25 protein-coding genes and 1 pseudogene are annotated in these 26205 nt (G+C 70.2%); 10 read left to right on the top strand and 16 right to left on the bottom strand.

The window, feature by feature from the left end; all coding sequences use genetic code 11:
• The first annotated feature begins 135 nt into the window (after window positions 1-135).
• Together CLV71_RS28190 and CLV71_RS28185 are read left to right on the top strand one after the other, a co-directional pair.
• Window positions 136-927: an inositol monophosphatase family protein gene (locus CLV71_RS28190; RefSeq protein WP_133905890.1), complete on the top strand. Its 792-nt coding sequence runs from the start codon at window positions 136-138 to the stop codon at window positions 925-927.
• Window positions 924-1535, top strand: a complete 612-nt coding sequence (locus CLV71_RS28185; RefSeq protein WP_133905889.1) for an NAD(P)-dependent oxidoreductase — start codon at window positions 924-926, stop codon at window positions 1533-1535. The genes CLV71_RS28190 and CLV71_RS28185 overlap by 4 nt, the downstream gene beginning before the upstream one ends.
• Before the next feature lie 496 nt (window positions 1536-2031).
• On the opposite strand, the gene CLV71_RS28180 is transcribed toward CLV71_RS28185, so the two are convergent.
• From CLV71_RS28180 to CLV71_RS28170, 3 genes are read right to left on the bottom strand one after another with little or no spacing between them, the layout of a single operon-like run.
• Window positions 2032-2910: a LysR family transcriptional regulator gene (locus CLV71_RS28180; protein ID WP_208297789.1), complete on the bottom strand. Its 879-nt coding sequence runs from the start codon at window positions 2908-2910 to the stop codon at window positions 2032-2034.
• A gap of 59 nt (window positions 2911-2969) precedes the next feature.
• Window positions 2970-3890 carry a DUF5829 family protein gene (locus CLV71_RS28175; RefSeq protein ID WP_208297788.1) on the bottom strand — a complete coding sequence of 307 codons (921 nt, stop codon included), beginning with the start codon at window positions 3888-3890 and terminating at the stop codon, window positions 2970-2972.
• A 57-nt stretch (window positions 3891-3947) separates the two neighbouring features.
• On the bottom strand, window positions 3948-4520 hold the full coding sequence (locus CLV71_RS28170) for a TetR/AcrR family transcriptional regulator (protein WP_133905887.1): 573 nt from the start codon (window positions 4518-4520) through the stop codon (window positions 3948-3950).
• Between the two features lie 50 nt (window positions 4521-4570).
• Here CLV71_RS28170 and hisF point away from each other — a divergent pair, with 50 nt between their 5' ends.
• Together hisF and hisI are read left to right on the top strand one after the other, a co-directional pair.
• Window positions 4571-5332 carry an imidazole glycerol phosphate synthase subunit HisF gene (gene hisF / locus CLV71_RS28165; RefSeq protein WP_133905886.1) on the top strand — a complete coding sequence of 254 codons (762 nt, stop codon included), beginning with the start codon at window positions 4571-4573 and terminating at the stop codon, window positions 5330-5332.
• A complete protein-coding gene (hisI, locus tag CLV71_RS28160) occupies window positions 5329-5667 on the top strand; it encodes a phosphoribosyl-AMP cyclohydrolase (RefSeq protein WP_133905885.1) in 339 nt (112 codons plus the stop codon). The genes hisF and hisI overlap by 4 nt, the downstream gene beginning before the upstream one ends.
• Before the next feature lie 81 nt (window positions 5668-5748).
• Here the strand turns inward: hisI and CLV71_RS28155 are convergent, their stop codons facing one another.
• The gene (locus tag CLV71_RS28155) at window positions 5749-6357 is read right to left on the bottom strand and encodes a TetR/AcrR family transcriptional regulator (protein ID WP_133905884.1); all 609 of its coding nucleotides are present in this window, start codon (window positions 6355-6357) and stop codon (window positions 5749-5751) included.
• Window positions 6358-6449: 92 nt separating this feature from the next.
• Here CLV71_RS28155 and CLV71_RS28150 point away from each other — a divergent pair, with 92 nt between their 5' ends.
• From CLV71_RS28150 to lgt, 6 genes and pseudogenes are all read left to right on the top strand, one after another.
• Window positions 6450-7991: an anthranilate synthase component I gene (locus tag CLV71_RS28150; RefSeq protein ID WP_133905883.1), complete on the top strand. Its 1542-nt coding sequence runs from the start codon at window positions 6450-6452 to the stop codon at window positions 7989-7991.
• Window positions 7984-8454: a Trp biosynthesis-associated membrane protein gene (locus CLV71_RS28145; protein WP_133905882.1), complete on the top strand. Its 471-nt coding sequence runs from the start codon at window positions 7984-7986 to the stop codon at window positions 8452-8454. Before CLV71_RS28150 ends, CLV71_RS28145 begins: the two co-directional genes overlap by 8 nt.
• A 134-nt stretch (window positions 8455-8588) precedes the next feature.
• Entirely contained in the window at window positions 8589-9398 is an 810-nt protein-coding gene (gene trpC / locus CLV71_RS28140) for an indole-3-glycerol phosphate synthase TrpC (protein ID WP_133905881.1), read from the top strand.
• The gene (gene trpB / locus CLV71_RS28135; RefSeq protein ID WP_243866746.1) at window positions 9395-10627 is read left to right on the top strand and encodes a tryptophan synthase subunit beta; all 1233 of its coding nucleotides are present in this window, start codon (window positions 9395-9397) and stop codon (window positions 10625-10627) included. The genes trpC and trpB overlap by 4 nt, the downstream gene beginning before the upstream one ends.
• On the top strand, window positions 10624-11412 hold the full coding sequence (trpA, locus tag CLV71_RS28130; protein ID WP_133905879.1) for a tryptophan synthase subunit alpha: 789 nt from the start codon (window positions 10624-10626) through the stop codon (window positions 11410-11412). The genes trpB and trpA overlap by 4 nt, the downstream gene beginning before the upstream one ends.
• A gap of 168 nt (window positions 11413-11580) precedes the next feature.
• Window positions 11581-12669: pseudogene (lgt, locus tag CLV71_RS28125) on the top strand (prolipoprotein diacylglyceryl transferase); the annotation flags it as partial.
• Between the two features lie 574 nt (window positions 12670-13243).
• Here the strand turns inward: lgt and CLV71_RS28120 are convergent.
• The 12 genes from CLV71_RS28120 to CLV71_RS28065 form a co-directional block, all read right to left on the bottom strand.
• Window positions 13244-14305 (bottom strand): NAD(P)H-dependent amine dehydrogenase family protein, encoded by a 1062-nt coding sequence (locus tag CLV71_RS28120; RefSeq protein ID WP_133905877.1) that lies wholly within the window; start codon window positions 14303-14305, stop codon window positions 13244-13246.
• Window positions 14302-15081 carry an SDR family oxidoreductase gene (locus CLV71_RS28115; protein ID WP_133905876.1) on the bottom strand — a complete coding sequence of 260 codons (780 nt, stop codon included), beginning with the start codon at window positions 15079-15081 and terminating at the stop codon, window positions 14302-14304. The genes CLV71_RS28120 and CLV71_RS28115 overlap by 4 nt, the downstream gene beginning before the upstream one ends.
• A gap of 120 nt (window positions 15082-15201) precedes the next feature.
• Entirely contained in the window at window positions 15202-15984 is a 783-nt protein-coding gene (locus tag CLV71_RS28110) for an ABC transporter ATP-binding protein (RefSeq protein ID WP_133905875.1), read from the bottom strand.
• The gene (locus CLV71_RS28105) at window positions 15981-16979 is read right to left on the bottom strand and encodes a FecCD family ABC transporter permease (protein ID WP_424923911.1); all 999 of its coding nucleotides are present in this window, start codon (window positions 16977-16979) and stop codon (window positions 15981-15983) included. The genes CLV71_RS28110 and CLV71_RS28105 overlap by 4 nt, the downstream gene beginning before the upstream one ends.
• A gap of 101 nt (window positions 16980-17080) precedes the next feature.
• Window positions 17081-18034, bottom strand: coding sequence for an ABC transporter substrate-binding protein (locus tag CLV71_RS28100; protein WP_133905874.1), 954 nt, complete (start codon window positions 18032-18034; stop codon window positions 17081-17083).
• A 252-nt stretch (window positions 18035-18286) separates the two neighbouring features.
• A complete protein-coding gene (locus CLV71_RS28095; protein WP_243866768.1) occupies window positions 18287-18670 on the bottom strand; it encodes a MarR family transcriptional regulator in 384 nt (127 codons plus the stop codon).
• 377 nt (window positions 18671-19047) lie between these two features.
• The gene (locus CLV71_RS28090; protein ID WP_133905872.1) at window positions 19048-20046 is read right to left on the bottom strand and encodes a LacI family DNA-binding transcriptional regulator; all 999 of its coding nucleotides are present in this window, start codon (window positions 20044-20046) and stop codon (window positions 19048-19050) included.
• Complete coding sequence (locus tag CLV71_RS28085; protein WP_133905871.1) at window positions 20043-21104, bottom strand: glycoside hydrolase family 1 protein; 1062 nt, start codon at window positions 21102-21104, stop codon at window positions 20043-20045. The genes CLV71_RS28090 and CLV71_RS28085 overlap by 4 nt, the downstream gene beginning before the upstream one ends.
• Window positions 21101-21958 (bottom strand): carbohydrate ABC transporter permease, encoded by an 858-nt coding sequence (locus CLV71_RS28080; protein WP_133905870.1) that lies wholly within the window; start codon window positions 21956-21958, stop codon window positions 21101-21103. The genes CLV71_RS28085 and CLV71_RS28080 overlap by 4 nt, the downstream gene beginning before the upstream one ends.
• 1 nt (window position 21959) lies before the next feature.
• The gene (locus CLV71_RS28075) at window positions 21960-22949 is read right to left on the bottom strand and encodes a carbohydrate ABC transporter permease (RefSeq protein WP_133905869.1); all 990 of its coding nucleotides are present in this window, start codon (window positions 22947-22949) and stop codon (window positions 21960-21962) included.
• Window positions 22946-24217, bottom strand: coding sequence for an ABC transporter substrate-binding protein (locus tag CLV71_RS28070; RefSeq protein ID WP_133905868.1), 1272 nt, complete (start codon window positions 24215-24217; stop codon window positions 22946-22948). The genes CLV71_RS28075 and CLV71_RS28070 overlap by 4 nt, the downstream gene beginning before the upstream one ends.
• A gap of 244 nt (window positions 24218-24461) precedes the next feature.
• Window positions 24462-25829, bottom strand: a complete 1368-nt coding sequence (locus tag CLV71_RS28065) for a carbohydrate-binding protein (protein WP_133905867.1) — start codon at window positions 25827-25829, stop codon at window positions 24462-24464.
• Between the last annotated feature and the right edge of the window lie 376 nt (window positions 25830-26205).

The raw sequence follows: 26205 nt of genomic DNA, 5'->3' as shown, positions 1-26205 counted from the left end.
GCCTGATCCCCGTCCGACGAGCGAGCACGCTCGGTCCGAGGCAACAAGACGGCACTGGCGCACATGCGTCTGAGTAAATCGTCGCTTCACAAGGTTGCATTTGATTCACGGCCCGTTCGGCGGTTGAGTCAAAGCATGACCAACTACCACGAGTTGTTGCCGGCCGTTGTGGACGCCGCCATGCAGGGCGGCGACCGGCTTCTCGAACTCTTCGACCCCGCCGCCCGACCCGTCGACCGTGCCGCCATGTACGAGGCCGGCATGCGGATAGAGGCCGCATCCCTCACCGCCGTCAGGAAAGCACTCGACGGCGTGCGACCCGAGGCCGGCTGGTTCGACGACGACGTCTCCGGACGCGCCGTGCCACCCGGCGAGTGGTGGATCGTCGACGGGGCCGAAGGCGGCGTCAACCACGTCCACGGGCTGCCCGAGTGGGCCGTCACCATCACCCTCGTCAAGGACCGCACACCACAGCTGGCCGTGGTCCGACAGCCGATCGGCGACCTCACCTACACCGCCGTCAAGGACGCGGGCGCCTTCCTCAACGGCACCAGGCTCCGGGTCTCCGCCAAGACCAGCCTCGACGCGGCCGTCGTCACCGCGAGCCAGGCAGGCGGCAGCACCGACGTACACGCCCGCTTCGGACGGGCGCTCGCCGCCATGTCCGACCACGCCTTGTTGGTACGCAACACGATTCCCACCACCTTCCCCCTGCTCGGGCTCGCCGCCGGACAGTTCGACGTCTTCTGGCAGTACGAGCCCGACCTGCCCGGCACCGCCGCAGGCACCCTCCTGGTCACCGAGGCGGGCGGAGTCGCCACCGAGCTGTCCGGCCAACCCTGGCGACCAGAAAGCCCGGACGTCCTGGTCGCCGCGCCAGGCCTGCACGCCAAGGCCCTCGACGTGCTCGCGGTGGTGCCGGCATGACACTCACGATCCTGGGGGTGTCCGGCGAGCTGGGACAGGAGCTGACCCGGCAGGCCCTGGACGGAGGCCACGACGTGGTCGCGATCTCACGGCATCCCGAACGCGTCGACGGCGGCCACCGCCTCACCCGTGTAGCGGCCGACGTCCTCGACCCCGACGCCATCGCGAAGGCGCTGGCCGGAGCCGAGAACGTCCTGTGCGCCCTGGGAGTCTCGAAAGGGGAGTCCGCCGGGGTGCTCACGGCCGGCGCCAACGCGATCATTGCTGCCGCGCCATCCCGGATCGTCTCGGTCGGAGCATTCGGCACCGGTGCGTCGGCTACCGCAGCCGGCCTGCTCACCCGAACCCTCCTCGGCGTGTTCCTCCGCACCGAGCTCGCCGACAAGATCGCCGCCGACACAGCGATCCTGAGCGCGGGAGGCACGGTGTTCCACGCCGGCCCCATGACCGACGGGCCCGTCAGCACCACCCGCCGCAGCGTTCCGCCCGACCGCGTGCCCCGCCGACTCTTCCCGGCAGGCGTCAGCAGAGCAACGGTCGCGGCCGCGATGATCGAGGCCGTGCACAGGGAAACGCGCGGGGAGATCCTGGTGCCGCTCGCGCGATAACGCAGGCCGACGCCATCCGACAGCGGCCCGGAGCCACCCGTTCCGCCCGGCGAGGATTGCTTCCTGCGGTGGCAGTAGGGCGACCGCCGCCGTCGCGATGGTCGAGGTCGTGTTCGGGGAACATGTGGGGTGATCCCGGTGCCGTTCGCGCGGTGACTCGGGCCGCCGTTCGGCAGTGGCCCGGAGCCACGCGATTCGCTCCATCAGCTGCCTCGTCGGCTGTCCCCGGCGCCACCAGCAGAACGACCGTCCACCGCCTCGGTGCTCGATGTTGCGCAGAACCAGCCATGTGGCGAGATCCTGCTGCCATTCGTGGTGGAGCCGGGCTGGTGGTGACCATGCGCCGGCAGTCCGCCCCGGCCGGGTGCCTCGCCGGCTTTCGGCGGGTCTCGCCGAGAGGGCCTCCCGTTCCGCTCGTGACGGCTGGGGCCACGGCTGTCCGGCAACAGCAGGCGTTTGCTCGATCGGGTGCTTCGTGAGTTGTCATGCGTGGGGCTCAGGCCAGCGCCGACCGGCAGTGGCCGCGCAGCCACGCGTGTGCGGGATCGGAGTCGTAGCGGCTCGGCCACGCGACTACCACCGGCGGGGCAGGCAGGTCGAGGTCCAGGGCATGGGTGCGTAGTCCGAGGCCCTCGCACGCCCTCGCGCAGGCCCGGCGGGCGACCACGACCACCGTGTCGCTGTGTGCGGCCGCCTGCAAGGCTACCGCGCTCGTCGGCAGCGCGGCCACCACCCGTCGCCGCAGGCCGTGCTCCGCCAGTGCCTTGTCGACCCCGTCGCGCAGTCTGCCCCTTCTGGACACGGTCACGTGGTCCGCCGCCGCGAAGTGGTCGAGGGTGAAGTCCTGCGCCAGCGGGTGGTCCGCGCGGAACACCGCGACCAGTTCGTCATGGCCCACGACCTCGTGGCTGATCTCCGACGTGGTCGGGATCGTCGAGCCCACCTCGACGTCGACGTGGCCGCGAGCCAGGTCGGGCGTGTCCACCGGTGACTCCGGCAGGAACCTCAACCCTATGCCCGGCGCCTCCACCACCGCCGTCGCCAGCAGCGCCGGGTACAGCACCCCGACCAGCGCGTCGTGGCCCTGGATCGTGAACGTGCGCCTCAGTTTCGCCAGGTCCAGGACCCGGTTCGGGGCCAGCACCTCGCCTGCCCGCTCGACCAGCGCCCTGACCTCGTCGCGGATCGCCAGTGCCCTGGGCGTCGGGGTCATCGTGCGGCCGGTTCGGACCAGGATGTCGTCACCCGTCGACTTCCTGATCCTCGTCAGTGCGCGGCTCACCGCAGGCGCCGACAGGTGCAGCCGGTCGGCCGCCGCCTGCACGCTGTTCTCCTCGAGCAGGGCGTCCAGCGTGGTCAGGAGGTTGAGGTCCACATGCGTCACGGTAAACCTCGGTCACCTGCCGTTGTTGGGTAGGCACGCAATAGGCCGGGCTACCGGAAGGTCCACACCGCCCTGGCGCCGGGGCCGACGACGAGGGTCGAGTTGCCCAGCTGTTCCACATGGCGGTGGAGGACCGGGCGGTTGAGGGAGAACTCGATCCGCTTCATGCCCGCCGACTCGCGGGGGACCGCGTCGAAGCGCATCGTGGTGCCGCCCCTGGTGGCCAGGATGCCGCCGGGGTACGTGTGGACGGCGAAGTCGCCCGCCCGCAGCAGGGGAACCGTCGCGTCCAGGTCCCGTCGGGTCATGGCTATCCGGATGCCGGTCACGTCGCGCATCAGGTGGTCTCGGTAGGCGTCCGACAGGTAGCGCTCGCGACCGACGTCACCCGGGTAGTTCTCCGGCTCGGTGTTGCCGCGCGGGTCGGCGAAGTACTCCGGGCGGTACTCCATCGCCCAGCCGCTGAACGAGTCGTACGTCTCGGCGACCAGTACCGCGTCGAACCAGGGGACTGGCACTCCGTCACCGAAGTCACGCATCTGGATGAACCCGATCGGGGTGCCGCCCTCGTCGGCCATGCGCTGGGCGACCGTGGGGAGCTGGCCTGCCCGTTCCGTCGACAGGCCCAGGCCGGTCGAGCCCAGGGTGCCGTCCTGGTCCGGCAGGTCGCCCACGCCGAACAGCTCCACGTAGGTCTCGCGGCCCATCAGGTAGCGGCCGGTCCAGCTCACGCCGCCGGTGCCCGTCGACGTGCGGACGCTGAAGTTGGCGAACTCGGGTAGGTACTCCGAGTGCTCGATGGCATCGGCGGTCTCCCGGTCGAAGACCCCGTACGAGTGGTTGTAGTACAGCAGTTGCTGCTGGGGGTCTGTCTCAGCGGCGGCTGTGCCCACGACCGGTTCGGCTGCCCCGACCAGGGCCAGGGCCAGCGTGGGGACCAGGATCATCCGCGAGGCGCGACGAAGCAGCATGTCAGCGATCGTATGGCGGCCCGCACCACGGTACGACCAGATCCGGGTAACCAGCGACTACGGGTCGAAGTAGCGCTGGATGACCGGCGCCACCAGCGCGACCACCTCGTCGTCGGTCGCCGACGCCATCGGCTCGGCCGCCAGCACGTACCGGACCATCGCGAGCCCCATCATCTGCGACGCGGCCGCGGTCAGGCGCAGCGTCGGCAGTTCCAGGGCGGCCGCGATCCTCGACAGGACCGCGGTCTCCATGAACGTCCGCATCTGGGCGGCCACCTCGGGGCTGTTCGAGACCGAGCGGAGCAGGGCCAGGAACGGCGCCCTCGTCTCCTGCCTCCGCCACAGTCCGAGGAACAGCCGCAGCACGCGTTCGCCGATCCGGTCGCGCGGTCCCTCCAGGAGGGTGTCGACCAGTACCGACGGGTTGAACGGCAGGTTCAGCGCCGCCACGAACACCTGGTCCTTCGAGCCGAAGAAGTGGTGCACGAGCGCGGGGTTCACCCCCGCCGCCGCCGCGATGCCCCGGATGGTCGCGCCGCCGTAGCCGCGCTCGGCGAACTGGTCGCGTGCCGCCGCGAGGATGTCCTCCCTGGTCTGGGTCTGCCCCGGCCGCCGCCCGGTCCGCGCCACATCCGCTCCTCTCCGCCAGACCGCAAGTATCCGCCACCTAGACTTGCGGCATGCCAGTAGCGGTCCGCGTGATCCCCTGCCTCGACGTCGACGCCGGGCGTGTCGTCAAGGGCGTCAACTTCACGAACCTCGTCGACGCGGGCGACCCGGTCGAGCTGGCCCGCGCCTACGACGCCGAGGGCGCGGACGAGCTGACCTTCCTCGACGTCACGGCGTCCTCGTCGGACCGCGAGACCACGTTCGACGTCGTGCGGCGCACGGCCGAGCAGGTGTTCATCCCGCTGACCGTCGGTGGTGGCGTCCGCGCGGTGTCCGATGTGGACAAGCTGCTGCGGGCGGGCGCGGACAAGGTGTCGATCAACACGGCCGCGATCCTGCGCCCCGAGCTGCTTTCCGAGGCGTCCCGGCGGTTCGGTGCCCAGTGCGTCGTGCTGTCGGTCGACGCGCGGCGCACACCCGGCACACCGTCGGGCTTCGAGGTGACCACGCACGGCGGCCGCGAGGGCACCGGCATCGACGCGGTCGAGTGGGCCGCGCGCGGGCAGGCGCTCGGGGTGGGGGAGATCCTGCTGAACTCGATGGACGCGGACGGCACGAAGGCGGGTTTCGACCTCGAGCTGATCCGCAAGGTCCGCGCCGAGGTGGACGTGCCGCTGATCGCGTCGGGTGGCGCCGGGGACGTGTCGCATTTCCCGCCCGCGGTCGAGGCGGGTGCCGACGCCGTGCTCGCCGCGAGCGTCTTCCACTTCGGACAGCTGCGCATCGGCGAGGTCAAGGACGCCCTGCGGGAGGCCGAGGTGGTGGTCCGGTGACCACTTTGGACCCGGAGGTCGCCGCACGGCTCAAGCGCAACGCCGACGGTCTCGTGTGCGCGGTGGCGCAGCGCCGGGGGACCGGCGAGGTGCTGATGGTCGCGTGGATGGACGACGAGGCGCTGGCGCTGACGCTGGAGACCCGGAACGCCACCTACTTCTCCCGCAGCCGGGGGAAGCTGTGGGTGAAGGGCGAGACGTCCGGGCACACGCAACGCGTCCACGAGGTGCGCCTGGACTGTGACGGCGACACCATCCTGCTGGTGGTCGACCAGGAGGGCGCCGCATGCCACACGGGCGCGGCCACGTGCTTCGACAAGGACCGCCTGCTCTAGAGGCCGCCGGTGGTCAGCCGCACTGAAGGACTCCTTCGTAACGCCCAGCGTAAGGAAGGCGTCCTTCAGTGCGTTCAGGGCTCAGTCCACCTTGCCCGAGATGTAGCGCTGGATCGTGGGGGCGATCGCGGCGGACATCGTGTCGATGTCGGTCGACGCCAGCGGTTCGAACCTCGCCACGTAGCGGATCATGCCCATGCCGACCAGCTGGGTGGCCACCAGGGTGGCGCGCAAGTCGTAGTTGTCCGGGGCCAGCTTGTGGATCACGTGCTTGAAGATGTGCTTGAAGAAGAAGTCCTTCAGCATCATCCCCGCCTCCTCGTGGCTGGTCACGCTGCGCATGAGCGCGGTGAAGACACCGCCGCCCGTGCTGTCCCACGTCGTGAGGAACCGCCGCACGACGGCCTCGCCGATGTGGTCGGGGTCGGCGGCCAGCAAGTCCTCGACCATCTCCTTCGGGTTGAACGGCAGCTTCAGCACCGCCTCGCCGAACAGGCCCTCCTTGCCGCCGAACCAGTGGTTGACCATCGCGGCGTCCACGCCGGCCTTCGCGGCGATCGCGCGCACGGTCGCGCCGTCGTAGCCCTGCTCGATGAACACCTCGCGGGCCGCGTTGACCAGCGCCTCCCGCGTGTCCGCCCCACCGGGCCGGCGCCCCCGCCGCCGTGCCCCTTGCGTCTTGTCCGTCACCACTCCATGATGCGCGAAGCAGCGAAATTTTTCAACGCTAGATGAATTCACGCCGTGGAAACCGGGAAAACGGACCACGGCACAATGGCCATATGGTCAGTGTGATCGAAGCCGCCGCACCCGCCAGAGGGCTCGGGGTGGTCAGTCCGACGCGGGGGGAGTTCCGCGCGCTCGCCGCCGACCGCCGGGTCGTCCCGGTCGTGCGGCGCGTGCTCGCCGACGCCGAGACGCCCGTCGGGGTCTACCGCAAGCTCGCCGCGGACCGGCCGGGCACGTTCCTCCTGGAGTCCGCCGAGAACGGGCGGTCCTGGTCACGCTGGTCCTTCGTCGGCGTACGCAGCGCGGCCGCGCTGACCGAGGTGGACGGCGAGGCCGTCTGGACGGGCACCCCGCCGGTCGGCCTGCCCTCGGGTGGCGACCCCATGGCGGCTCTGCGCGAGACCCTCCAGCGCCTGCACACCGACGCCTTCCCCGGCCTCCCGCCGCTCACGGGCGGCATGGTCGGCTTCATCGGCTACGACGCCGTCCGCCGCCTCGAGCGCCTGCCGGAGCTCACCGAGGACGACCTGCAGCTGCCCGAGCTGGTCATGCTGCTCGCCACCGACCTCGCGGCGCTCGACCATCACGAGGGCACCATCACCCTCATCTCCAACGCCGTGAACTGGGACGACAGCCCCGAGCGGGTGGACGCCGCCTACGACACCGCGGTCCGCCGCCTCGACGAGATGACCGCCGCGCTGCAGACCCCGACCCCGCCGACGGTCGCCGTCTACGAGCGTCCCAAGCCGGCCTACCTGCGCAGACGCTCCCAGGAGCAGCACATCGCGGCGGTCGAGACGGCCAAGGAGGCCATCCGGGCCGGCGAGGCTTTCCAGGTCGTCCTCTCGCAGCGCTTCGAGATGACCACCGGCGCCGACCCGCTCGACGTCTACCGCGTGCTGCGGGCCACCAACCCGAGCCCGTACATGTACCTGCTGCGGCTCGACGGCTTCGCCATCGTGGGCTCCAGCCCGGAGTCGCTGGTCACGGTCCGTAACGGGCAGGCCACCACTCACCCGATCGCGGGTACTCGATGGCGTGGTGCCGACCCGGACGAGGACGCGCTGCTCGAGAAGGACCTGCTGGCCGACGACAAGGAGCGCGCCGAGCACGTCATGCTCGTCGACCTGGGCCGCAACGACCTCGGGCGCGTCTGCAAGCCCGGCACGGTGCACGTGGTCGACTTCTTCCGGGTCGAGCGGTACAGCCACGTCATGCACATCGTCTCCACCGTTACGGGTGAACTTGCCGAGGGAAAAACCGCCTACGACGCCGTCGCCGCGTGCTTCCCGGCAGGCACCCTGTCGGGCGCGCCGAAGCCGAGGGCCATGGAGCTGATCGAGGAGCTGGAGCCCACCAGGCGCGGCCTGTACGGCGGCGTCGTCGGCTACCTCGACTTCGCGGGTGACGCGGACACGGCCATCGCCATCCGCACCGCCCTCATGCGGGACGGCACGGCCTACGTGCAGGCGGGCGGCGGGATCGTGGCCGACTCGAACCCCGCCGCCGAGGACGACGAGTGCGTCAACAAGGCGGGCGCGGTGCTGGCGGCGATCGCCACCGCCGAGACCATGCGTCCGGCGGCCGATGCGTAGCAGGGGTCCACTGTGGATGGTCGTGGTGTCGCTGCTCGGCACCGCGGCCGCACTCTGGGGCGCCACGAAGGTGAGCTGGGGGTCAGACCACCAGCTCGGCTCGAGCTTCGACGCCGTCGCGTTGCTGGCGCTCGCGAGTGTCGCGGGGGTGTTCGCCGTCAACGGCTGGGTGCGGCGCTGCCTCGGGGCCGTCATCGCGGTCGCGGGTGGTTTCGTGTGCTGGCAGGCGATCGCGGCGCCCGGCGGCGAGAACCTGCTCTCCGGACGGGGTCTCGCGCTGCTCGGCGGCGTGCTCTTCCTCGCAGCGGGCGTGCTGGTCGTGCGGTACGCGACCACGTTGCCCGCGATGGGTGCGCGTTACCAGCTGGTGGACGCCGAACGACGCTCCGGCGACCCGGACAAGGACATGTGGGACGACCTGTCGCACGGCGAGGATCCGACCAGGAACGAGCGGGGAACGTGAACCCGTGCAAAGCGCCGCGACGGCACGGGGTTAGCATCCCTTGAGCGGGAAGGGGCAGGGCTGGTGACGTATAGCACGAGCGATTCATCGGAGTCGGCCACTATGAAGCCGGTACCGACCAGCGAGTGTGGCCAGTGAGTGTCCTCGAGTCGATCATCGAAGGTGTCCGCGCCGACTTAGCGGTCCGTGAGGCGGAGCTGCCGTTCGAGGTCGTCAAGGAGCGAGCGACCAAGGCGCCCGCGCCGCGTGACGCCGTCTCGGCGCTGCGCGGTGCCGACATCAGCGTCATCGCGGAGATCAAGCGCAGGAGTCCGTCCAAGGGCGACCTCGCGCAGATCTCGGACCCGGCGACACTGGCCAAGGACTACGCCGCCGCCGGCGCGCGGGTCATCAGCGTGCTCACCGAGCAGCGCCGCTTCGGCGGCTCGCTCGAGGACTTCGACGCGGTGCGTGCCGTGGTCGACGTGCCGTTGCTGCGCAAGGACTTCGTCGTGTCGCCCTACCAGGTGCACGAGGCGAGGATGCACGGCGCGGACATCGTGCTGCTGATCGTCGCCGCGCTGGAGCAGAACGCGTTGATCTCGCTGCTCGACCGGGTCGAGTCGCTGGGCATGACCGCGCTGGTCGAGGTGCACAACTCCGAGGAGTGCGACCGCGCGCTGGAGGCCGGTGCCTCCGTGGTCGGCATCAACGCGCGTGACCTGCACACCCTCGAGGTCGACCGCGAGGTGTTCGGTCGCCTCGCGCCGGGTCTGCCGTTCGAGACGGTGAAGATCGCCGAGTCCGGGATTCGTGGGCCGGGTGACCTGATGACGCACGCGGGCGCCGGTGCCGACGCCGTGCTCGTCGGCGAGAGCCTGGTCGCCGCGCCCGACCCGAAGGCGGCGCTGGTCCAGCTGGTCACCGCCGGTTCGCACCCGGCGTGCCCGAGGCCCAGTCGGTGACCGAGTCCGTGACCGACAAGCAGCCCCACGACCACGACGAGCACGACCCGGACGAGCGTGGTCACTTCGGCCCGTACGGCGGCCGGTTCCTGCCCGAGGCCCTGATCGCGGCCATGGACGAGCTGGCGACGACCTACGACAAGGCGCGCCAGGACCCCGACTTCGTCGACGAGCTGAACCGCCTGCTCAAGGACTACGCGGGTCGCCCCTCGCTGCTCACCGAGGCGCCGCGCTTCGCGGAGCACGCGGGCGGCGCGCGGATCTTCCTCAAGCGCGAGGACCTCAACCACACCGGCTCCCACAAGATCAACAACGTGCTGGGCCAGGCGCTGCTCACCAAACGGATGGGCAAGAAGCGCGTCATCGCCGAGACCGGCGCGGGCCAGCACGGCGTCGCGACGGCCACCGCGTGCGCGCTCATGGGTCTCGACTGCGTGGTCTACATGGGCGAGGTCGACACCCAGCGCCAGGCACTCAACGTGGCCCGCATGCGGCTGCTCGGCGCCGAGGTCATCCCGGTGACCACCGGCTCGCGCACCCTGAAGGACGCCATCAACGAGGCGCTGCGTGACTGGGTCGCGAACGTCGACACCACGCACTACCTGCTGGGCACGGCGGCCGGTGGCCACCCGTTCCCGATGATGGTGCGCAACTTCCACAAGGTCATCGGCCAGGAGGCCCGCGAGCAGGTCCTGGAGAAGGCCGGCAGGCTACCCGACGCCGTCACCGCGTGTGTCGGCGGCGGCTCCAACGCCATCGGCATGTTCCACGGCTTCATCGACGACCCGGCCGTGCGGCTGGTCGGCTTCGAGCCCGGCGGCCACGGCATCGACTCCGGCGAGCACGGTGCCACGCTCAGCGAGGGCTCGCCCGGCATGCTGCACGGCGCCATGTCCTACCTGCTGCAGGACGAGGACGGCCAGACCGTCGAGGCGTACTCGATCTCCGCGGGCCTGGACTACCCGGGCGTCGGCCCCGAGCACGCGTGGCTCAAGGACACCGGCCGCGCCGAGTACCGCTCGGTCACCGACGCCGAGGCCATGGACGCGTTCCGGCTGCTGTCGCGCACCGAGGGCATCATCCCGGCCATCGAGTCCTCGCACGCGCTGGCCGGCACGCTCGAGCTGGGCAGGGAGCTGGGTCCGGACGGGCTGATCGTGGTGTGCCTCTCGGGGCGAGGGGACAAGGACATGGACACCGCCGCTTCCTACTTCGGGTTCGACTCATGAGCGTGGCACCGATCTTCGAGAAGACCCGTGGCGAGGGCCGTGCCGCCCTGGTGGGTTACCTCCCGGCGGGCTACCCGACCGTGGACGCCTCGGTGGAGCTGTTCAACGGCATGGTCGACGCAGGCTGTGACCTGCTCGAGGTCGGCGTGCCGTACTCCGACCCGGTGATCGACGGCCCGGTGATCCAGGCCGCCGCGAACACCGCCCTGTCGGCCGGCTTCCGGCTGCGGGACGTGTTCACCGTCGTGGAGCGGGTGTCGGCGGCCGGTGGCAGGGCCGTGGTCATGACGTACTGGAACCCGGTGTTCCACTACGGCGTCGACCGCTTCGCCCGCGACCTCGCGGCCGCCGGTGGGCTGGGGATCATCACCCCGGACCTGATCCCGGACGAGGCGGAGGACTGGATCGCGGCCTCGGACGCACACGGCCTCGACCGGATCTTCCTGGTCGCGCCCTCCTCGACCGAGGAGCGCATCGCCTCGACGACGGCCGCGACCACGGGCTTCCTGTACGCGACGGCGGTCATGGGCGTGACCGGCGCCCGCGACGCGGTCGGTGCCGACGCGGCCGGTCTCGTGGCCAGGGCGCGCACGCACACGTCGCTGCCGGTCGGGGTCGGGCTCGGGGTGCGGTCGGGGGAGCAGGCTGCCGAGGTGGCCGGCTTCGCGGACGCGGTCATCGTGGGTTCGGCCTTCGTGTCGAGGGCCGCCGAGGGCGTGACCGGAGTGCAGACGCTGGCGGCGGAACTGGCCGAAGGCGTCCGCCGCCCGCTCGTTGCCCGCTAGTACTCCTTGTTACGCAAAGTGGCTCCTCTCGGTCACGCTCAGCACCCGCAATGGAAGCACAGCGCGTGACCGGTTGCATACGGCCGATCAGGGCCGTATGCATTCAGTCGACGGCTTTCCCGGGACCTGCTTTTTCCGTGACAGGAGTCGCCCGTTACGGTGACGCGCGTGACTGCGGCGTCAAGCGTCTTCCTGGCTACCATTCCGAGCCCTGACCGTGGCGTGTGGGAGATCGGGCCCATTCCGATCCGCGCGTACGCGCTCTGCATCATCGCCGGCATCATCCTGGCGATCTGGTGGGGCGAGCGGCGGTGGGTCGCCCGCGGCGGCACCGCAGGCACGGTGATCGACATCGCGGTGTTCGCGGTGCCGTTCGGCCTGGTCGGTGGGCGCCTGTACCACGTGGCCACCGACTGGCAGCGTTACTTCGGGGAGGGCAAGCACCCCCTCGACGCGTTGCGCATCTGGGACGGTGGTCTCGGCATCTGGGGTGCCATCGCGCTGGGTGCCGTCGGTGCGTACATCGGTTGCCGCGTCAAGGGCGTGCCGCTGCCCGCGTACGCCGACGCCATCGCGCCGGGCATCGTGACCGCCCAGGCCATCGGCCGCGTCGGCAACTACTTCAACCAGGAGCTGTACGGCGCGCCGACGGACCTGCCGTGGGGCCTGGAGCTGTACCGGCGGGTGAACGAGCAGGGTGCGCAGGACAACCTCAACGGCGTCGCGATCAACCACATCCCGATCGACGGCAGCCCGGTTCATCCGACGTTCCTGTACGAGCTGATCTGGAACCTGCTGATCGCCGCGTTGGTCGTGTATCTGGACCGCAAGCTGCGGCTGGGGCATGGGCGAGCGTTCGCCGTGTACGTCATGGGTTACACACTCGGGCGGACGTGGATCGAGCTGATGCGCACCGACGAGGCCACGCACATCGCGGGCGTGCGGATCAACGTGTGGGTGTCGATCCTGGTGTTCCTCGGGGCGGCGGCGTACTTCTTCCTCGCCAGGTCGAGGGGCGAACGCGAGGACCCGGAACTGTTGCGCGGCAAGGACGCACCCCCGCCGGACACCGCAGACGACAAGCCCGAGCCGGACGATGACGACGATGACGACGTCGAGTCGAAGGCCGACAAGGACTCGGACGAAGCCGAGGACCCCGACGCCAAGCCCGACGCGAAACCCGACGCGGAGACCGACGCGAAGGACGACGCCGAGCCCGCCGAGCCCGCGAAGGCCGAGCCCGCGAAGGCCGACAAGCCCGTGACGGCCGACGGACCCACGAAGGTCGCCGAGCCGGACACCAAGCCGGAGGCGAAAGCGGCCGCGAAGCCCGCGGCCAAGGCCGCCGCGAAGGCCACACCAAAGGCCAGCGCGAAGACCACGACGAAGCCTGCCGCGAAGCCCGACGCCAAGGCCACCGCGAGCACCGATGCGAAGCCCGACGACGCGCCGGCGCCAGCGGTCGACGCCACCGACGAGAGGGCCTCGACCGACAGCAAGTGAGCCACCGCCAGTGCACTGAAGGCGTCCTTCGTAACGCTGAGCGTTACGAAGGACGCCTTCAGTGCGTTTGGGGCGGGTTCAGTGTGACTGCGCGGCTTCGGCGCGCTGGGCGCACTTGAGCGCGATCAGAATGGCCCGGTATCGAGGAGAGCGCGGCCTGCTGGGCTGGAGGGCGCTTTCGGCGCGTCCGGTGCGATCGGCGTGCGCGGCGCCGAGGAGGGTAGGCCCACTGCACTGAAGGACGCCATCGGTACGGCCAGCGTTACGAAGGACGCCTTCCTGACGGCCACCGTTACGAAGGCGTCCTTCAGTGCGGGCGGGTGGGGCGTTAGCGGGAAACCAGGCCTCGGCCGGTGATCAGGGGTAGGTCGAGGGCGGTCAGCAGGCCGGGTGCGGCCGCCACCACCGCGGGTACGGCGTTGACCAGTCGCATGGCCGTGGCCTTGAGGCCACCCGTGTTGTGGTCGCCGTCGGAACCGGTGATGCTCAGGTCCAGCCGGTAGTTCGGCTCGCCGGTCACCTCCACGCGGTAGCCGCCCTGGCCGGGCATCGTGGGCCAGTCCGGGCCGAGGTCCGGGTGCAGACGTGTGACGTGCTCCAGCACGAAAACCGGCCGCCCGCCCGCGATGCCGCGCACCTCGAACCTCAGCGCCGCTGTCATGCCCTCCTCGACGACACCCGACGGCAGCTCGATCCGGTGCGGCGCCGGCAGCCGAACCGCCTCGTCCTCCACCCGTTCCAGCGTCACGCCGAGGCCGGCGGCCAGCTGTCGCACCACGCTGCCCCACGCCAGTGACAGCACGCCCGGCTGCAGCAGGATCGGCGTGTCGTCCAGAGGGCGGCCGAAGCCCATGATGTCGAAGAGGACCTTCGCGTTGTCGTACGTCGAGTAGTCCAGGATTTCCAGGCACCGCACCTGGTCGATGCGTTGGCACACCGACGTGAGCACGAGCGGCAGCCAGTCGTTCGCGAAGCCCGGGTCGATGCCGTTGACCCACAGCGACGCGCCGCCCTCGATCGCGGCGGCGTGGATCGGTGCGACGAGGTCCGCTGGGACCACGCCGTGCGGGTACTGCAGGAACACCGGGCCGCTCGCGACGACGTTGACACCCGCTCGCAGGATGCGTGTCAGGTCGGCGATGGCCTCGGGGAGCCGGTCGTCGGCCATCGCGGTGTAGACGACGCAGGCCGGTCTCGCGGCCAGGAGTGTGTCGGCGTCGTCGGTTGCCGTCACGCCAGTTTCGTCGAGGTCGGCCAGCTCACCGGCATCTCTGCCGACCTTCTCCTTTGTGGACACCCAGACGCCCGCGAGCTCCAGTTCCGGGTGCGCGATGATGCCCGCCAGCGCGTGCCTGCCGACGTTTCCGGTGCTCCACTGTACGACCTTCATAGATCCGGTAGCCCCAGTTCGAGGTTGGGTTGCTGCAGTCCGCCGTCCACCTCCAGGATCTTGCCAGTGATGTAGGCCCCGGCGGGGGAGGCGAGGAACAACACGGTCGCGGCGATGTCCTCCGCCGCGCCGATCGTGCCGAGTGGTGTGGCCTTCGACATGCGCTGGCGCAGCTCCTCGTTGGTGAGCACGATGTCCAGCGCTGACGTGGCGACGGAACCGACCGCGATGGCGTTGACGCGGATGCGTGGCGCGAGGTCGTACGCGGCCAGCTCGGTGTAGTGCGCGAGCGCCGCCTTGGCCGTGCCGTAGGCGAGGTAGCCGCGGCCCGCGACGCGACCCATGATCGACGAGATGTTGACGACCGTGCCGTCGGTCATGAGCGGGACCGCCGCCCTGGTGAGCGCGTGCGCGGTGGAGACGTTGAAGTGGAACGCCGCCTCCAGGAAGCCCGTCTCCGTGTCCAGGAACGGGCGGGGATAGGTGCCGCCGACGTTGTTGACCACGATGTCCAGTCGCCCGAACGTGTCCTTCGCGATCGCGGCAAGCCCGGCCGCAGCGTCCACATCGGACAGGTCGGTGGCGACCACCCGTGCGCGCCGCCCTGCGTCCTCGACCCGCTTCGCGACCTTCTCGAGGTCGCCTGCCGTCCGTGCCGCGATGACCACGTCGGCACCGGCCTCGGCGAGCGCGACCGCGGTGGCGGCCCCGATCCCACGCCCCGCGCCGGTCACCACCGCTACCCGATCCGTCACCAGGAACCGATCAAGGATCATCGCAGAACTGTAACACGTTCTAGTTCTGCGTCCAGCCCGCGACCGCACTGAAGGCGTCCTTCGTATCGTCAGGCGTCAGGAAGGCGTCCTTCAGTGCGCCCAGTGTTAGGAAGGCGTCCTTCAGTGCGGTTGGGGCCTGGCCGGCGCCACGACGATGTCGCCGTGCGTGGTGTGCAGGATCTCGACGGTCGCGCTGTAGTGGCGCTCGATGTTTCCCCGGGTGAGCACCTCGGCCGGCGTGCCCTGTGCGACTACCTTCCCGTTGTCCAGCAACAGGAGCTGCGAGGCGTACTGCGCCGAGAGGGTCAGGTCGTGCAGGGTGGTGACGACCGTGGCGCCCTCCTCGCGCCGCAGGCGGTCGACGAGGTCGAGCAGTGCCTGCGCGTGCCCGATGTCCAGGCCCGTGGTCGGCTCGTCGAGCAGCAGCAGCCCGGACTCCTGGGCCAGCACCCGCGCGAGCACCGCCCGTTGACGCTCCCCGCCCGAGAGCGTCTGGAGTGCGCGGTTCGCGAGGTCGCCGAGGTCGAGCCGGTCGAGCACGGTGGACACGACGGCCAGGTCCTGTCTGCGTTCCCTGGCCAGGGGCGACAGGTGCGGGGTGCGGCCGAGCAGCGCGTAGTCGGTGACCGTGAGCCGGTCGGGCAGCTGCGGGGTCTGCGGCGCGTAGGCGACGGCCCTTGCGCGCTGGCGGTGGGTGAGCGACGACAGGGAGACGCCGTCGAGCAGGATGTCCCCGTCGTGGTCCACGACGCCGACCACGGCCTTCAGGAGCGACGACTTCCCCGCCCCGTTGGGCCCGATGACGGCGAGCCAGCCACCCGGCTCGACCGAGACCGACACGTGGTCGGCGACCACACGTGCGCCGTAGCGGGCGCGGACGTCGCGGAGGTCCAGGGCGGTCACCGCAGCTGACCCCGGTTCATCCGCAGCACCAGCAGGAAGAACGGCGCGCCGGTGAAGGCGGTGATGATCCCGATGGGCAGCTCGGCAGGCGCGAACGCGGTGCGCGCTATGTGGTCGGCGACGATCAGGAAGACGGCGCCGCCGACCAGCGACAGCGGCACCACGACCCGGTAGCTGGCGCCGGCGAGCAGGCGGACCACGTGCGGCACCACGATCCCCACGAACCCGATCAGCCCGCTGACGGCGACCGCGGCCGCGGTGGCGAGCGACGCGGCCAGCAGCACGACCATCCGCACCCGCGCCGGGTTGATCCCCAGCGACGCGGCCTCGTCGTCGCCCACGGCCAGCACGTCCAGCAGCCGCGCGCAGACACACAGGACGACCGCCGCCGTGCCGACGTAGGGGAGTGTCACGAGGACCTCGCTCCAGCCGGTCGTGTTGAGGCCGCCGAGCATCCAGCTGTAGACCTGCTTGATGGTGTCGGTGTTGAGCTGCTGGGCGAAGGTCTGCACCGCCGTGAGGAACGAGGCGACGGCCACGCCCGCGAGCAGCAGGACCGCGGTCCCGCCGCCCGCCGACCGGCCGAGCAGCCACGTGAGCGACACGCCCCCGATGGCGCCCGCGAACGCGGCGAGCGGCAGCGGCCCGACCACCCAGCCCGTCGTCTGCGGTGCGGCCACGACCACGATGGTGGCGGCCATGCCCGCACCTGCCGCTGCCCCGAGCAGGTAGGGGTCGGCGAGCGGGTTGCGGAACACGCCCTGGAACGCGGCGCCGGACACGGCGAGCGCCGCCCCGACGAGCCCGGCCAGCACGACCCGGGGGACCCGGACCTCCCAGACGATCGCCGCCTCGGTGGCCGAGAGCGGCGAGGTGCCGCCGGTGAGCTGCGCCCACACCTCCGAGACGACCCGCGTCCAGCCGAGGTTCGCGGCCCCGAGCAGGGCGGAGACCGAGGCCACGACGAGAAGCAGCAGCACCGCGAGACCCAGCACCCACGGTCGCAGCCTCGTGGGGCGCAGCCTGCCGCCCGCCGCGTCGGGGCGGCCGGCGTCGCGACCGGGTTCGGTCGCGACGCCCGCGCTCTTCCGCCCGGTCAGCTCTTGCCGGCCTTCTCCACCGCGTCCGCGATGGACTCGGCCAGGTCGACGATGCGCGGACCCCAGCGGGAGGCCAGGTCGTCGTCGAGCTCGACGACGTTGCCGTCCTTCACGGCCGTCAGCGTGCTCCACCCGGGACGGGCGGCGACCGTCGTGGCGTTCTGCGCGCAGCACTGGACGTCCGCGAGGAAGATCAGGTCCGGGTTGGCGGACAGGATCGCCTCGTTGGACAGCTGTGGGTAGCCGCCGCCGTCCTTGTCGGCCGGGTCGGCGATGTTCTCCAGTCCGAACAGGCCGTAGATCTGCCCGATGAACGTCTTGGACGTCGCGCTGTAGAGGGTCGTGTCCAGCTCGTGGTAGTAGGTCAGCGGCTTCGACGGCTTCGGGGTGTCGGCGACGACCTTGTCCAGGCCCGCCTTCGTCCGGTCCACCAGGTCCGCGGCCTCGTCGGAGTGGCCGGTGGCCCGGCCGATCAGTTCCATCCCGGCGTAGACGTCGTCGAGGGTGGCCGCGGCGGGCACGACCAGGATCGGCACCCTGACCGCGGCCATCGACTCGACGAGGTTGTCGACGTCGTCGGAGACCACCACCAGGTCCGGCTTGTAGCCCGAGATGGCCTCGACGTTCGGGGTGAGGCCGGACAGGTCGGTCTTCGGCGCGTCGGCGGGGTAGTCGGACTGGTCGTCGACGGCCGTGACCTGCTTGCCTGCGCCGACCGCGTACAGCGTCTCGGTGTTGCTCGCCGACAGCGACACGATGCGCTCGGGCTGCCGCTCGATCGTGACCGGGTCACCGGTGGCCGGTGTGATGGTGACGGGGAACGCCGGGGTCGGCGCCTCGGAGGAGGCGGGTGACTGGTCGGTGGCTGCCTGTTCGCGGTTCGCGCAGCCCGCGGCCAACAGCGCGCAGGCGACGGTCAGGGCGGCGAGGCGCCTTGAGGTGGGGGACAACGGCTTCCTCGAGTCGTCGGTCCGGCACGCGGGGCGCGGCCCGGGCCTCCCGTGCCCGAGGACGCCGCATCCCTGCACCGGGGGCGGTTGGCGTCGACGCGCGGGGAGGCGACCTGGCTATGACAGTTGCGGGACAGCGCCGGAATCGCACCGGACTTCGCTACCACCGTCGCGTCGCCGGTCAACATGCTGACCAGCGGACCGACGCTATCACCCGTGCCGGACATCCGGCGCCGACGGTACGGCGGACCGTCAGGGTGGCGGCGCGGAGTTGAGGGTGGCGAAGATGCGTGTGAGGGCCGCCAGGTCGTCGGCGCCGAGCGCGGCGAGTGCCGGTGGCGGGTCGGTGAGGATGTGCCGGGCGGTCGCGGCGGCCCGCTCTCCGGCGTCGGTGAGGTGGACGAGCCTGCGGCGCTTGTCGTCGGGGTGCGCTCGCCGCTCGACGAGACCACGTCGTTCGAGCCGGTCGACCGCGACGGTGGCCGCGGAGGAGTCGACCTCGGCGACGTGCGCGATCTCGCGCAGTGTCATCGGCGCCTGCGCGAGCTTGACCAGCAGTTCCGCCTTCCCGATGCCGAGGTCCAGCTCGAGGCGCAGCGCGCGGAGCCGGTCCTGGCCCGTGACGAAGGTCAGCATCCCCACCCAGGCATGGGTGGCTTCCGTGCGCCCGTCAGTGCGGCCACCGCGATGACCGTCGCCCCGGAGAAGGCCGGGCTGCGGAAGACTCGCGGTGGCTTCAGGCTGACTGCACTGAAGGGCGCCTTCGTGACGTCCGGTGTACTGAAGGGCGCCTTCGTGACGCCCGGCGTACTGAAGGACGCCTTCGTAACGTTCGGGGCGCGTCCAGTGAGGGTCTCGGGGTCGGCCTACCCGGAATCGCGCATCTCGCGGGTGTCGGGCGCGCAGCGCCCGGCACCCACACAGCGGGCCCTGCCTGCCGGGAACGCAGGCGGTTCCGCGCCGCCACCGTCACGTCCCTCGATCGACGCAAGACAGGGACCGCCGGCGCGGCGCTACGCGGACTCGCGTTCCACGAGGACAGTCGGGAGGACCACCGGATCCGCGACCGGGTCGCCGCCTATCTGGGTCAGGAGCAGCTCGGTCATCGTGCGGGCCTGGTCGACGATCGGCTGGTGGATCGTGGTCAGGGGTGGTTCCGTGTGGCGGGCCAGCTCGATGTCGTCGAACCCGACCACCGACACGTCCGTCGGGACCTTGCGGCCCGCGTCGCGCAGTACGCGGATCGCGCCGGCGGCCATCATGTCGTTCGCCGCGAAGACGGCGTCCACGTCGGGGTAGCGGGTCAGCAGCTCGGCCATCGCCTGCTGGCCCGACTCCCTGGTGAAGTCGCCGTGGGCCACCCGGTCGGCCTTGCGGCCCGCACCCGTCAGCGCGTTGCGGTAGCCCGCCAGGCGGTCGATGCCCGCCGTCATGTCCTGGGGCCCGGCGATCGTCGCCACCCGGCGGCGGCCGGCCGACAGGAGGCGTTCGGCCGCCAGCTGGGCACCACCCTCGTTGTCGCAGTCCACATAGGACAGGCCGGGTAGCGGGCGGGACGGTCGGCCGCCGACCACGGTCGGGATGCCCGCCTCGAGCAACAGGCGGGGCAGCGGGTCGTCGTCGTGCATGGACGCCAGCAGGACGCCGTCGACGTGTCCACTTCGGACGTAGTCGGCGAGCTGGGCGTGTTCCGCCGTGTTCTGGGCGTTCACCAGCACAAGCTGCACGCCGGTGTCGATCAGCGTCTGGCTCGTGGCGATGATGATGTTGCCGAGGTACGGGTCGTTCAGCACCGTGGCGTCCGGTTCACGCATGACCAGGGCGATCGAGTCGGTGCGGCGCATCGCGAGACTGCGGGCCGCCCGGTTCGGGACGTAGCCCAGCGCGGCGATGGCCGCCTGCACCGCGGTCTTGACCTCGGGGGACACCCTCGGTGAGCCGTTGATCACCCGGGACACCGTCGCGCGGGACACCCCCGCCTCCGCGGCGACCGTGTCCAGTGTCGGTTTCATTCCAAGCCGTTCGTTCGAATCACCTGTCGGTAGTCGTCCAAGAGCGACCACACGAAGTATCCCCGAAGGTCCACGCCTGCGGAGATCGCCTCGCGCACGACCTCCAGATGATCACGCAGACACCCGGCGGCCTCGGAGGCGGCGCCGTTCTCGGTGACCACCAGCGGGATCGGACGGTACTGGTCGTGCACCCGGTGTACCACGTTGCGCAGCCCCTGCGTGTCGATCGACCGGCCCATCGCCGTCGTGGGGTCGGGAGGAGGGACGAACCGGACGTTCTCGCACGCAGGCCACGGTGACGGGCCGCGCTCGGAGGGGCCGACGTCCACCAGGTTCGGGGAGTAGTAGTTGATGCCCAGCAGGTCGATCGGGGTCGAGATGACCGACAGGTCGTCCGGCCACACGAACGACCAGTCGGTCACCCGCGACGTGTCCTGCCGCACGTCCGCCGGGTAGTGGCCCACGAACAGCGGGTCCAGGAACAGCCGGTTGGCCAGGCCGTCGATCCGCCGGACCGCGCTGGTCGCGGCCGACGACGTCGCCGCGGGCAGCACGGCGGCCAGGTTCAGCGTGATCGAGACCTGTGCGGTGACGGGCAGGACCGAACGCAACGCCAGCGTGCCGAGCCCGTGCGCCAGCAGCAGGTGGTGCGCGGCCCGCAACGCGTGCGCCGGGGTGGACGCTTCCCCTCGGAAGGCCGCACACCACGGTTCGTTCAGCGTGGTCCAGTACGGGACCCGGTCGCCGAGACGCATCCCGACCAGCCCGGCATACTCCGCGAAACGGACGGCGGTGTCCCGCGCTGCCCAGCCGCCGGAGTCCTCCAGCTCCTGCGGCAGGTCCCCGTCGTGCAGTGTCGGCACCGGCGTCATGCCGTGTGCCAGCAGCTCGTCCACGAGGCGTTCGTAGTGGTCGAGGCCCTCGGTGTCGGCCTGCCCCCTGCCGTCCGGCTGGAGCCGCGGCCACGACACCGAGAACCGGTACTCCGGCAGGTCGAGGTCCTTCTGGTAGGCGGCCGTCGGCGAGCCCCACAGGCAACCGCGTGTCGTGTGGTTCACCCCTTCACCGCCCCCTGCATGATCCCGCCGATGATCTGACGGCCCAGCAACAGGAACACGATCAGCATCGGGAAGGTCGCGATCACCGTGCCGCCGAGCACGAGCGAGTAGTCGACCTCGATGCCGCTCGCCGTGTTCGCGATCGCCACCTGCACCGTCGGGTTCTGCGTGTTGAGCAGGATCAGCGGCCAGAACAGGTCGTTCCAGTACGTGATGAACGTCAGCAGCGCCAGCACGGCCGCCCCCGGCCTGGCGATCGGCAGCACGACGTTCCAGTAGATCCGCAACGTGGACGCGCCGTCGACGCGGCCCGCCTCGAGCAGCTCGGTCGGCATGGCCGAGGACAGGTACTGGCGCATGAAGAACACGCCGAACGCGCTCACCAGTGCGGGCACGATCACGCCACGCAGGTCGTTGGACCAGCCGAACCACTGAGTCACCATGATGTACAGCGGGATGATCGAGAGCTGTGTCGGCACCAGCATCGTCGCGACCACGGCGCCGAACAGACCGCCCCTGCCCCGGAAGGTCAGCTTGGCGAACGCGAAACCCGCGAGCGTCGAGGTGAACACGACCGCGATCGTGACCGTGCCCGCCACGACGACCGAGTTCGTCAGCGCCAGCCCGAAGTTGCCCTGTTCGAACGCCGTGGACAGGTTGTCCCACAGCGAACCGCCCGGCACGAGCGGCGGCGGGTAGCTGCCGATCGCGGACTGGTCGCGCGAGGACACCACGATCGACCAGTACAGCGGGAAGACCGAGAAGACGATGATCGCGAACAGGATCGCGTAGGTGCCCCAACGGCCCTCGTCAGGTGCCCTGCGTTGGCGCCGTGGCGTCGTGTGGGTCGCCATGTCAGTCGTCCGCCGATCGGATCCGGCGCGCCAGCAGGAAGTTCACCAGTGCGACCACCACCGTCACCACGAACAGCGTCCACGCGATCGCGGCGCCGTAGCCGTAACGGCCGTTGGTCCAGAACTGTTGGTACAGGTAGAGGACCACGGTCTGGAACTGCCGGTCCGAGCCACCGTTGTTGTTGCGGGTGGTGTCGAACAGGAACGGCTCCGCGAACAGCTGCAGCGCGCCGATCGTCGACACGATGACCGTGAAGATGATCGTGGGCCGCAGGCTCGGGATCGTGATGTGCCAGAACTGCTGCCTGCGGCTCGCGCCGTCGATCGAGGCGGACTCGTACAGCTCGTAGGGGATCGTCTGCATCGCGGCCAGATAGATGAGCGCGTTGTAGCCGGTCCAGTGCCACGTCACCATCGCGGACACCGCGAGCCAGGACGCCCACTTCTCGGCACGCCAGTCGACCGGGTTCTCCGTGAACGGCTGGAGGATCCAGTTCAGCAGCCCGAAGTCCCGCGCGAAGATCTGGTTGAAGATCAGCGCTACCGCCGCCACCGACGTGATGTACGGGACGAGCACGCCCATCCGCAGGAAGAGCCTGCCGCGCAGCTTGTAGTTCAGCAGGTGCGCGATTCCCAGTGCCAGCAACAGCTGCGGCACTGTCGACACGATCCCGATGCCGAACGTGTTGATCAGCGCGTTGTGGAAGTTCTCGTCGGCGAACAGCTTCCCGTAGTTGTCCAGCCCGACGGAGACGTCCTCGCTGCCGGGCCTGCGCGGGCTCCACGCGGTCGTCGAGATCACGGCCGTGTACACCAGCGGGAACAGGCCGAACACCGCGAACAACCCGAAGAACGGGAACACGTAGAGGTAGGGCGAGCCCTTGACGTCGAGGCGGTACAACACAGACCGCCAGGCCCGCCTGCGAGACGGTGGCGCCGGGCGCCGGCCGGAGTCGGCCGGCGCCCCGCGGTCGTCGAGCTGGACCGTCACCCTTCACCCGCGGCGGCCTCGATGTCGTTCATCGCCGAGTCCCACGCCTTGTCGGGGTCGGTGCCCTGCTCGACGCTGTTCAACGCGCCCGCGAACGTGTTGCCGATGACGCCGCTCTGCGGGCCGTACACCTGCTTCGGCGCGTTCTCCAGCGACTCGGGGAAGATCCTGCCCGCCGGTGCGTTCGAGAAGAACTCCGAGGTGAAGTCCGCGATCTCCGGCCGGCTCCAGGTCGACTCCTGGCTCGGGAAGTTGCCGATCGCCTTGAACAGCTCGATGTTCTGCTCCGGCGCGGTCAGCCACTTCGCCAGCTCGACGGCCGCGTCGATGTGCTTGCCCTGCGAGGGGACGGTCACGTACGAGCCGCCCCAGTTGCCGGACCCGCCGGGGATCTTCGCGATGTCCCACTTGCCCTTGGTGTCGGGGGCGTTGCCCTGGATGTAGCCCATCATCCAGGCGGGGCAGGTGATCGTCGCGAACTGGCCCTGCTGGAAGCCGGTGTTCCACTCGGTGCTGAACTCCGCGAGCCCGGCGGACTGACCGGCCTTGATGGCCTTGACCGTCAGGTCCCACGCGTCCTTCACGGCCGCGTTCTTCTCGACGACCAGGTCGCCCTTGGCGTTGTAGTACGTCTCCTCCTCGTTGCCGAGGATGCCGGTGAACACGTGGCCACCCGCGTCGAACCACCTGACGTTCGGCACCTTGCCGCGGAACTGGTTGCCGACCTCGACGTAGGAGTCCCACGTCGACCACAGCGCCGAGACCTCGTCCCGGTTCGTGGGCAGGCCGGCCTGTGCGAACAGGTCCGTGCGGTAGCACATGGCGAGGCCGCCGATGTCCGTCGGCAGGCCGATGAGCGTGCCACCGTCCGGAGTGGACGCCCGCTGCACGGTGGACTCGGTCCACTGCGCGGTGTCGACGTCCCTGTCCCTGAAGTTCACGAACTTGTCCGACTGGCCGACGAAGCCGGACACCTGGCCGACCTCGATCACCTCGAGGTCCGCCGCGCCGGAGCCCGCGGTCAGCCGGGCCTGCAGGTTCTGGTGGTGGTTGCCGAAGTCGCTCCTGTTCTCGACGATCTTGACGTCCTTGTGGGCCTTCTCGTACTCGTCGTACAGGGAACGGTTATCCGGCAACGAGAAGCTGTCGCCGAACACGTTGATCGTCAGCGTGGTCACGCCGTCGGAGCCCGAGTCACCGCCCGAGCCGCAGGCCGTGAGGACGAGGGCGGTCGCGGCGAGCCCCGCGACGATCCCTGAGTTACGCATTACTGGGCCTCCTGCGCGGCCTGTCGGCCACGTCGCTGTGGTCTGTGCGTGAGAGCGCTCTCATGGGTAGGCGAAAGAATCGCGGCTGAGTTGGCGCGTGTCAAGGCGTCGTGACCGGAATGTTGCGGGCGACAACAAAAGTGCCGGCCTCCCGCGCAGGGACAGGCGCGAGAGGCCGGCGATCAGCGGTCCTTGTGCTCCACGTGGCCTGTACGGGTTCGCAGGACCGCCGTTCTCGGGTGTACTACCGGCCGAAGGTCAACCAGTCGATGTTCACGAAGTCGGCTGACTGGCCGCTCGTGAACGTCACGTACACGGTGTGGGTCCCGGTGACGCCGGAGATGTTGGCGGGGATGCTCCGCCAGCTCTCCCAGCCCCCGGTGTTGCCGACCGAGAAGCTGCCGATCGGCGAGTTCGACCTGCTGTCCAGTCGCACCTCGACCAGGCCGCTGATGCCCGAGCCCGCGCCGGAGGCGACCCGTGCGGTGAACTGCCGTGCCGCGCTGGAGCCGAAGTCGATGTTGTTGAACTGGAGCCAGTCGCCGTTCGCGGCCCAGCCGACGTACTGGCCGCCGGTCGCGCTCGACGCGGCGCCGACCTGGGTACCCGACTGCGACTGGAACGCCTCCGCCTGGATCTGGTTGTAGGCGGAGCCGCCGCCCCCGCCCCCGCCGCCACCGGAGCCGCCCCGGGTCCACGCGGCCACGTAGTCCACGAGCATGGACCGGCCGGACACGGTGTCACCCGTCGGCGTGCCGAAGCCCGCGACGCCGTTGGGGAACGCGCCGCCCATCGCCACGTTCAGCAGGATGAAGTAGCCGTTCGCGGTCATCTGGCTCCACGCGTCGTTCCCGATCTGGGACTGGGTGACCGAGTGGAACTGCTGGCCGTCGACGTACCACCGCAGCTGGTTGGGCGAGACGCTCTGGTCCCACTCGAACCGGTAGGTGTGGAAGGCCGACTGGCACGACGAGCTGGGGCACGCACGGCTGGCGCCGAGCCCGTTCGTCTCGTTGCAGGGCCCGCCGGGGTTCACTCCACAGTGGAGCACGCCCCACACGGAGTTGATCCCGTTGACGTTCTCCATGATGTCGAACTCGCCGATGGCCGGCCAGTTCCAGTAGTTGCCCCGGTAGGGCGCGCCGAGGGCCCAGAACGCAGGCCAGTAGCCGAGTGCGGCGTTGCCCGTGACGTTCGGCATCTGGATGCGGCCCTCGAGCCGCAGCACGCCACCCGATGGCGGCCGGAAGTCGCTGCGCTGGGTCTCGATCCGGCCGGAGGTCCAGTTGCCGGAACCGTCCTTGATCGGGGTGATGCGCAGGTTGCCGCCGCCGTCGAGGCTGAGGTTGCTGGTGCTGTTGGTGTAGTTCTGGATCTCACCGGTGCCCCAGTTGCCGGGGCCGCCCGGGTAGGCGTGGCCGGTGTCGATGATCCAGTTGGACGACGACGGCAGCGTGTTGGCGTTGCCGGTGAAGTCGTCGGCCCAGACCTGTGTCCACCCGGAGTCGGGTGGCGGGACGGACGCCTGTGCCTGGTAGGAAAGGGGAGCGAGCGCCAGGACGACAGCCGCGCCGACGGCGAGCCTCCGTCTGTACATGCGGGTGGTTGGCATGCGTGTGACCTCCTTGTCACGCTCGGGCAGGGTTCCGAGTGCCGCACTAAGGCCGCAATAGTTTGCGCTTGCCATGGAAGCGCTCTCACGGAGCTGTTGTCAACCCGTCCGCTGTCCCATTCGTCATCGATCCGATCTGTGTGACATGGGCCGTCGGCTCTGGCGGTCCGGGGCGCCCTCGTGTGACGCTGTCCTGGCCCTGGAGCGGGACGTTTCACCGACCTCACATTCGGGCAACCGTCGACTACCGTGTCCAGGCGGTGCCTGCTCCTGTCAAGCCCCACCAGGGCGAGGGCGGCTTATCGCGCGGATCATCCAAAACGTTACATCGATCGCGGAAATCCGCCCTTTGACGCATGGCTCCTGGGTTTCGGGA

The organism is Actinophytocola oryzae (genome assembly GCF_004364325.1).
Lineage (GTDB): Bacteria > Actinomycetota > Actinomycetes > Mycobacteriales > Pseudonocardiaceae > Actinophytocola > Actinophytocola oryzae.
Note: the sequence above shows the minus strand (reverse complement) of the source record. Positions and strands in the feature narration are given on the sequence as shown.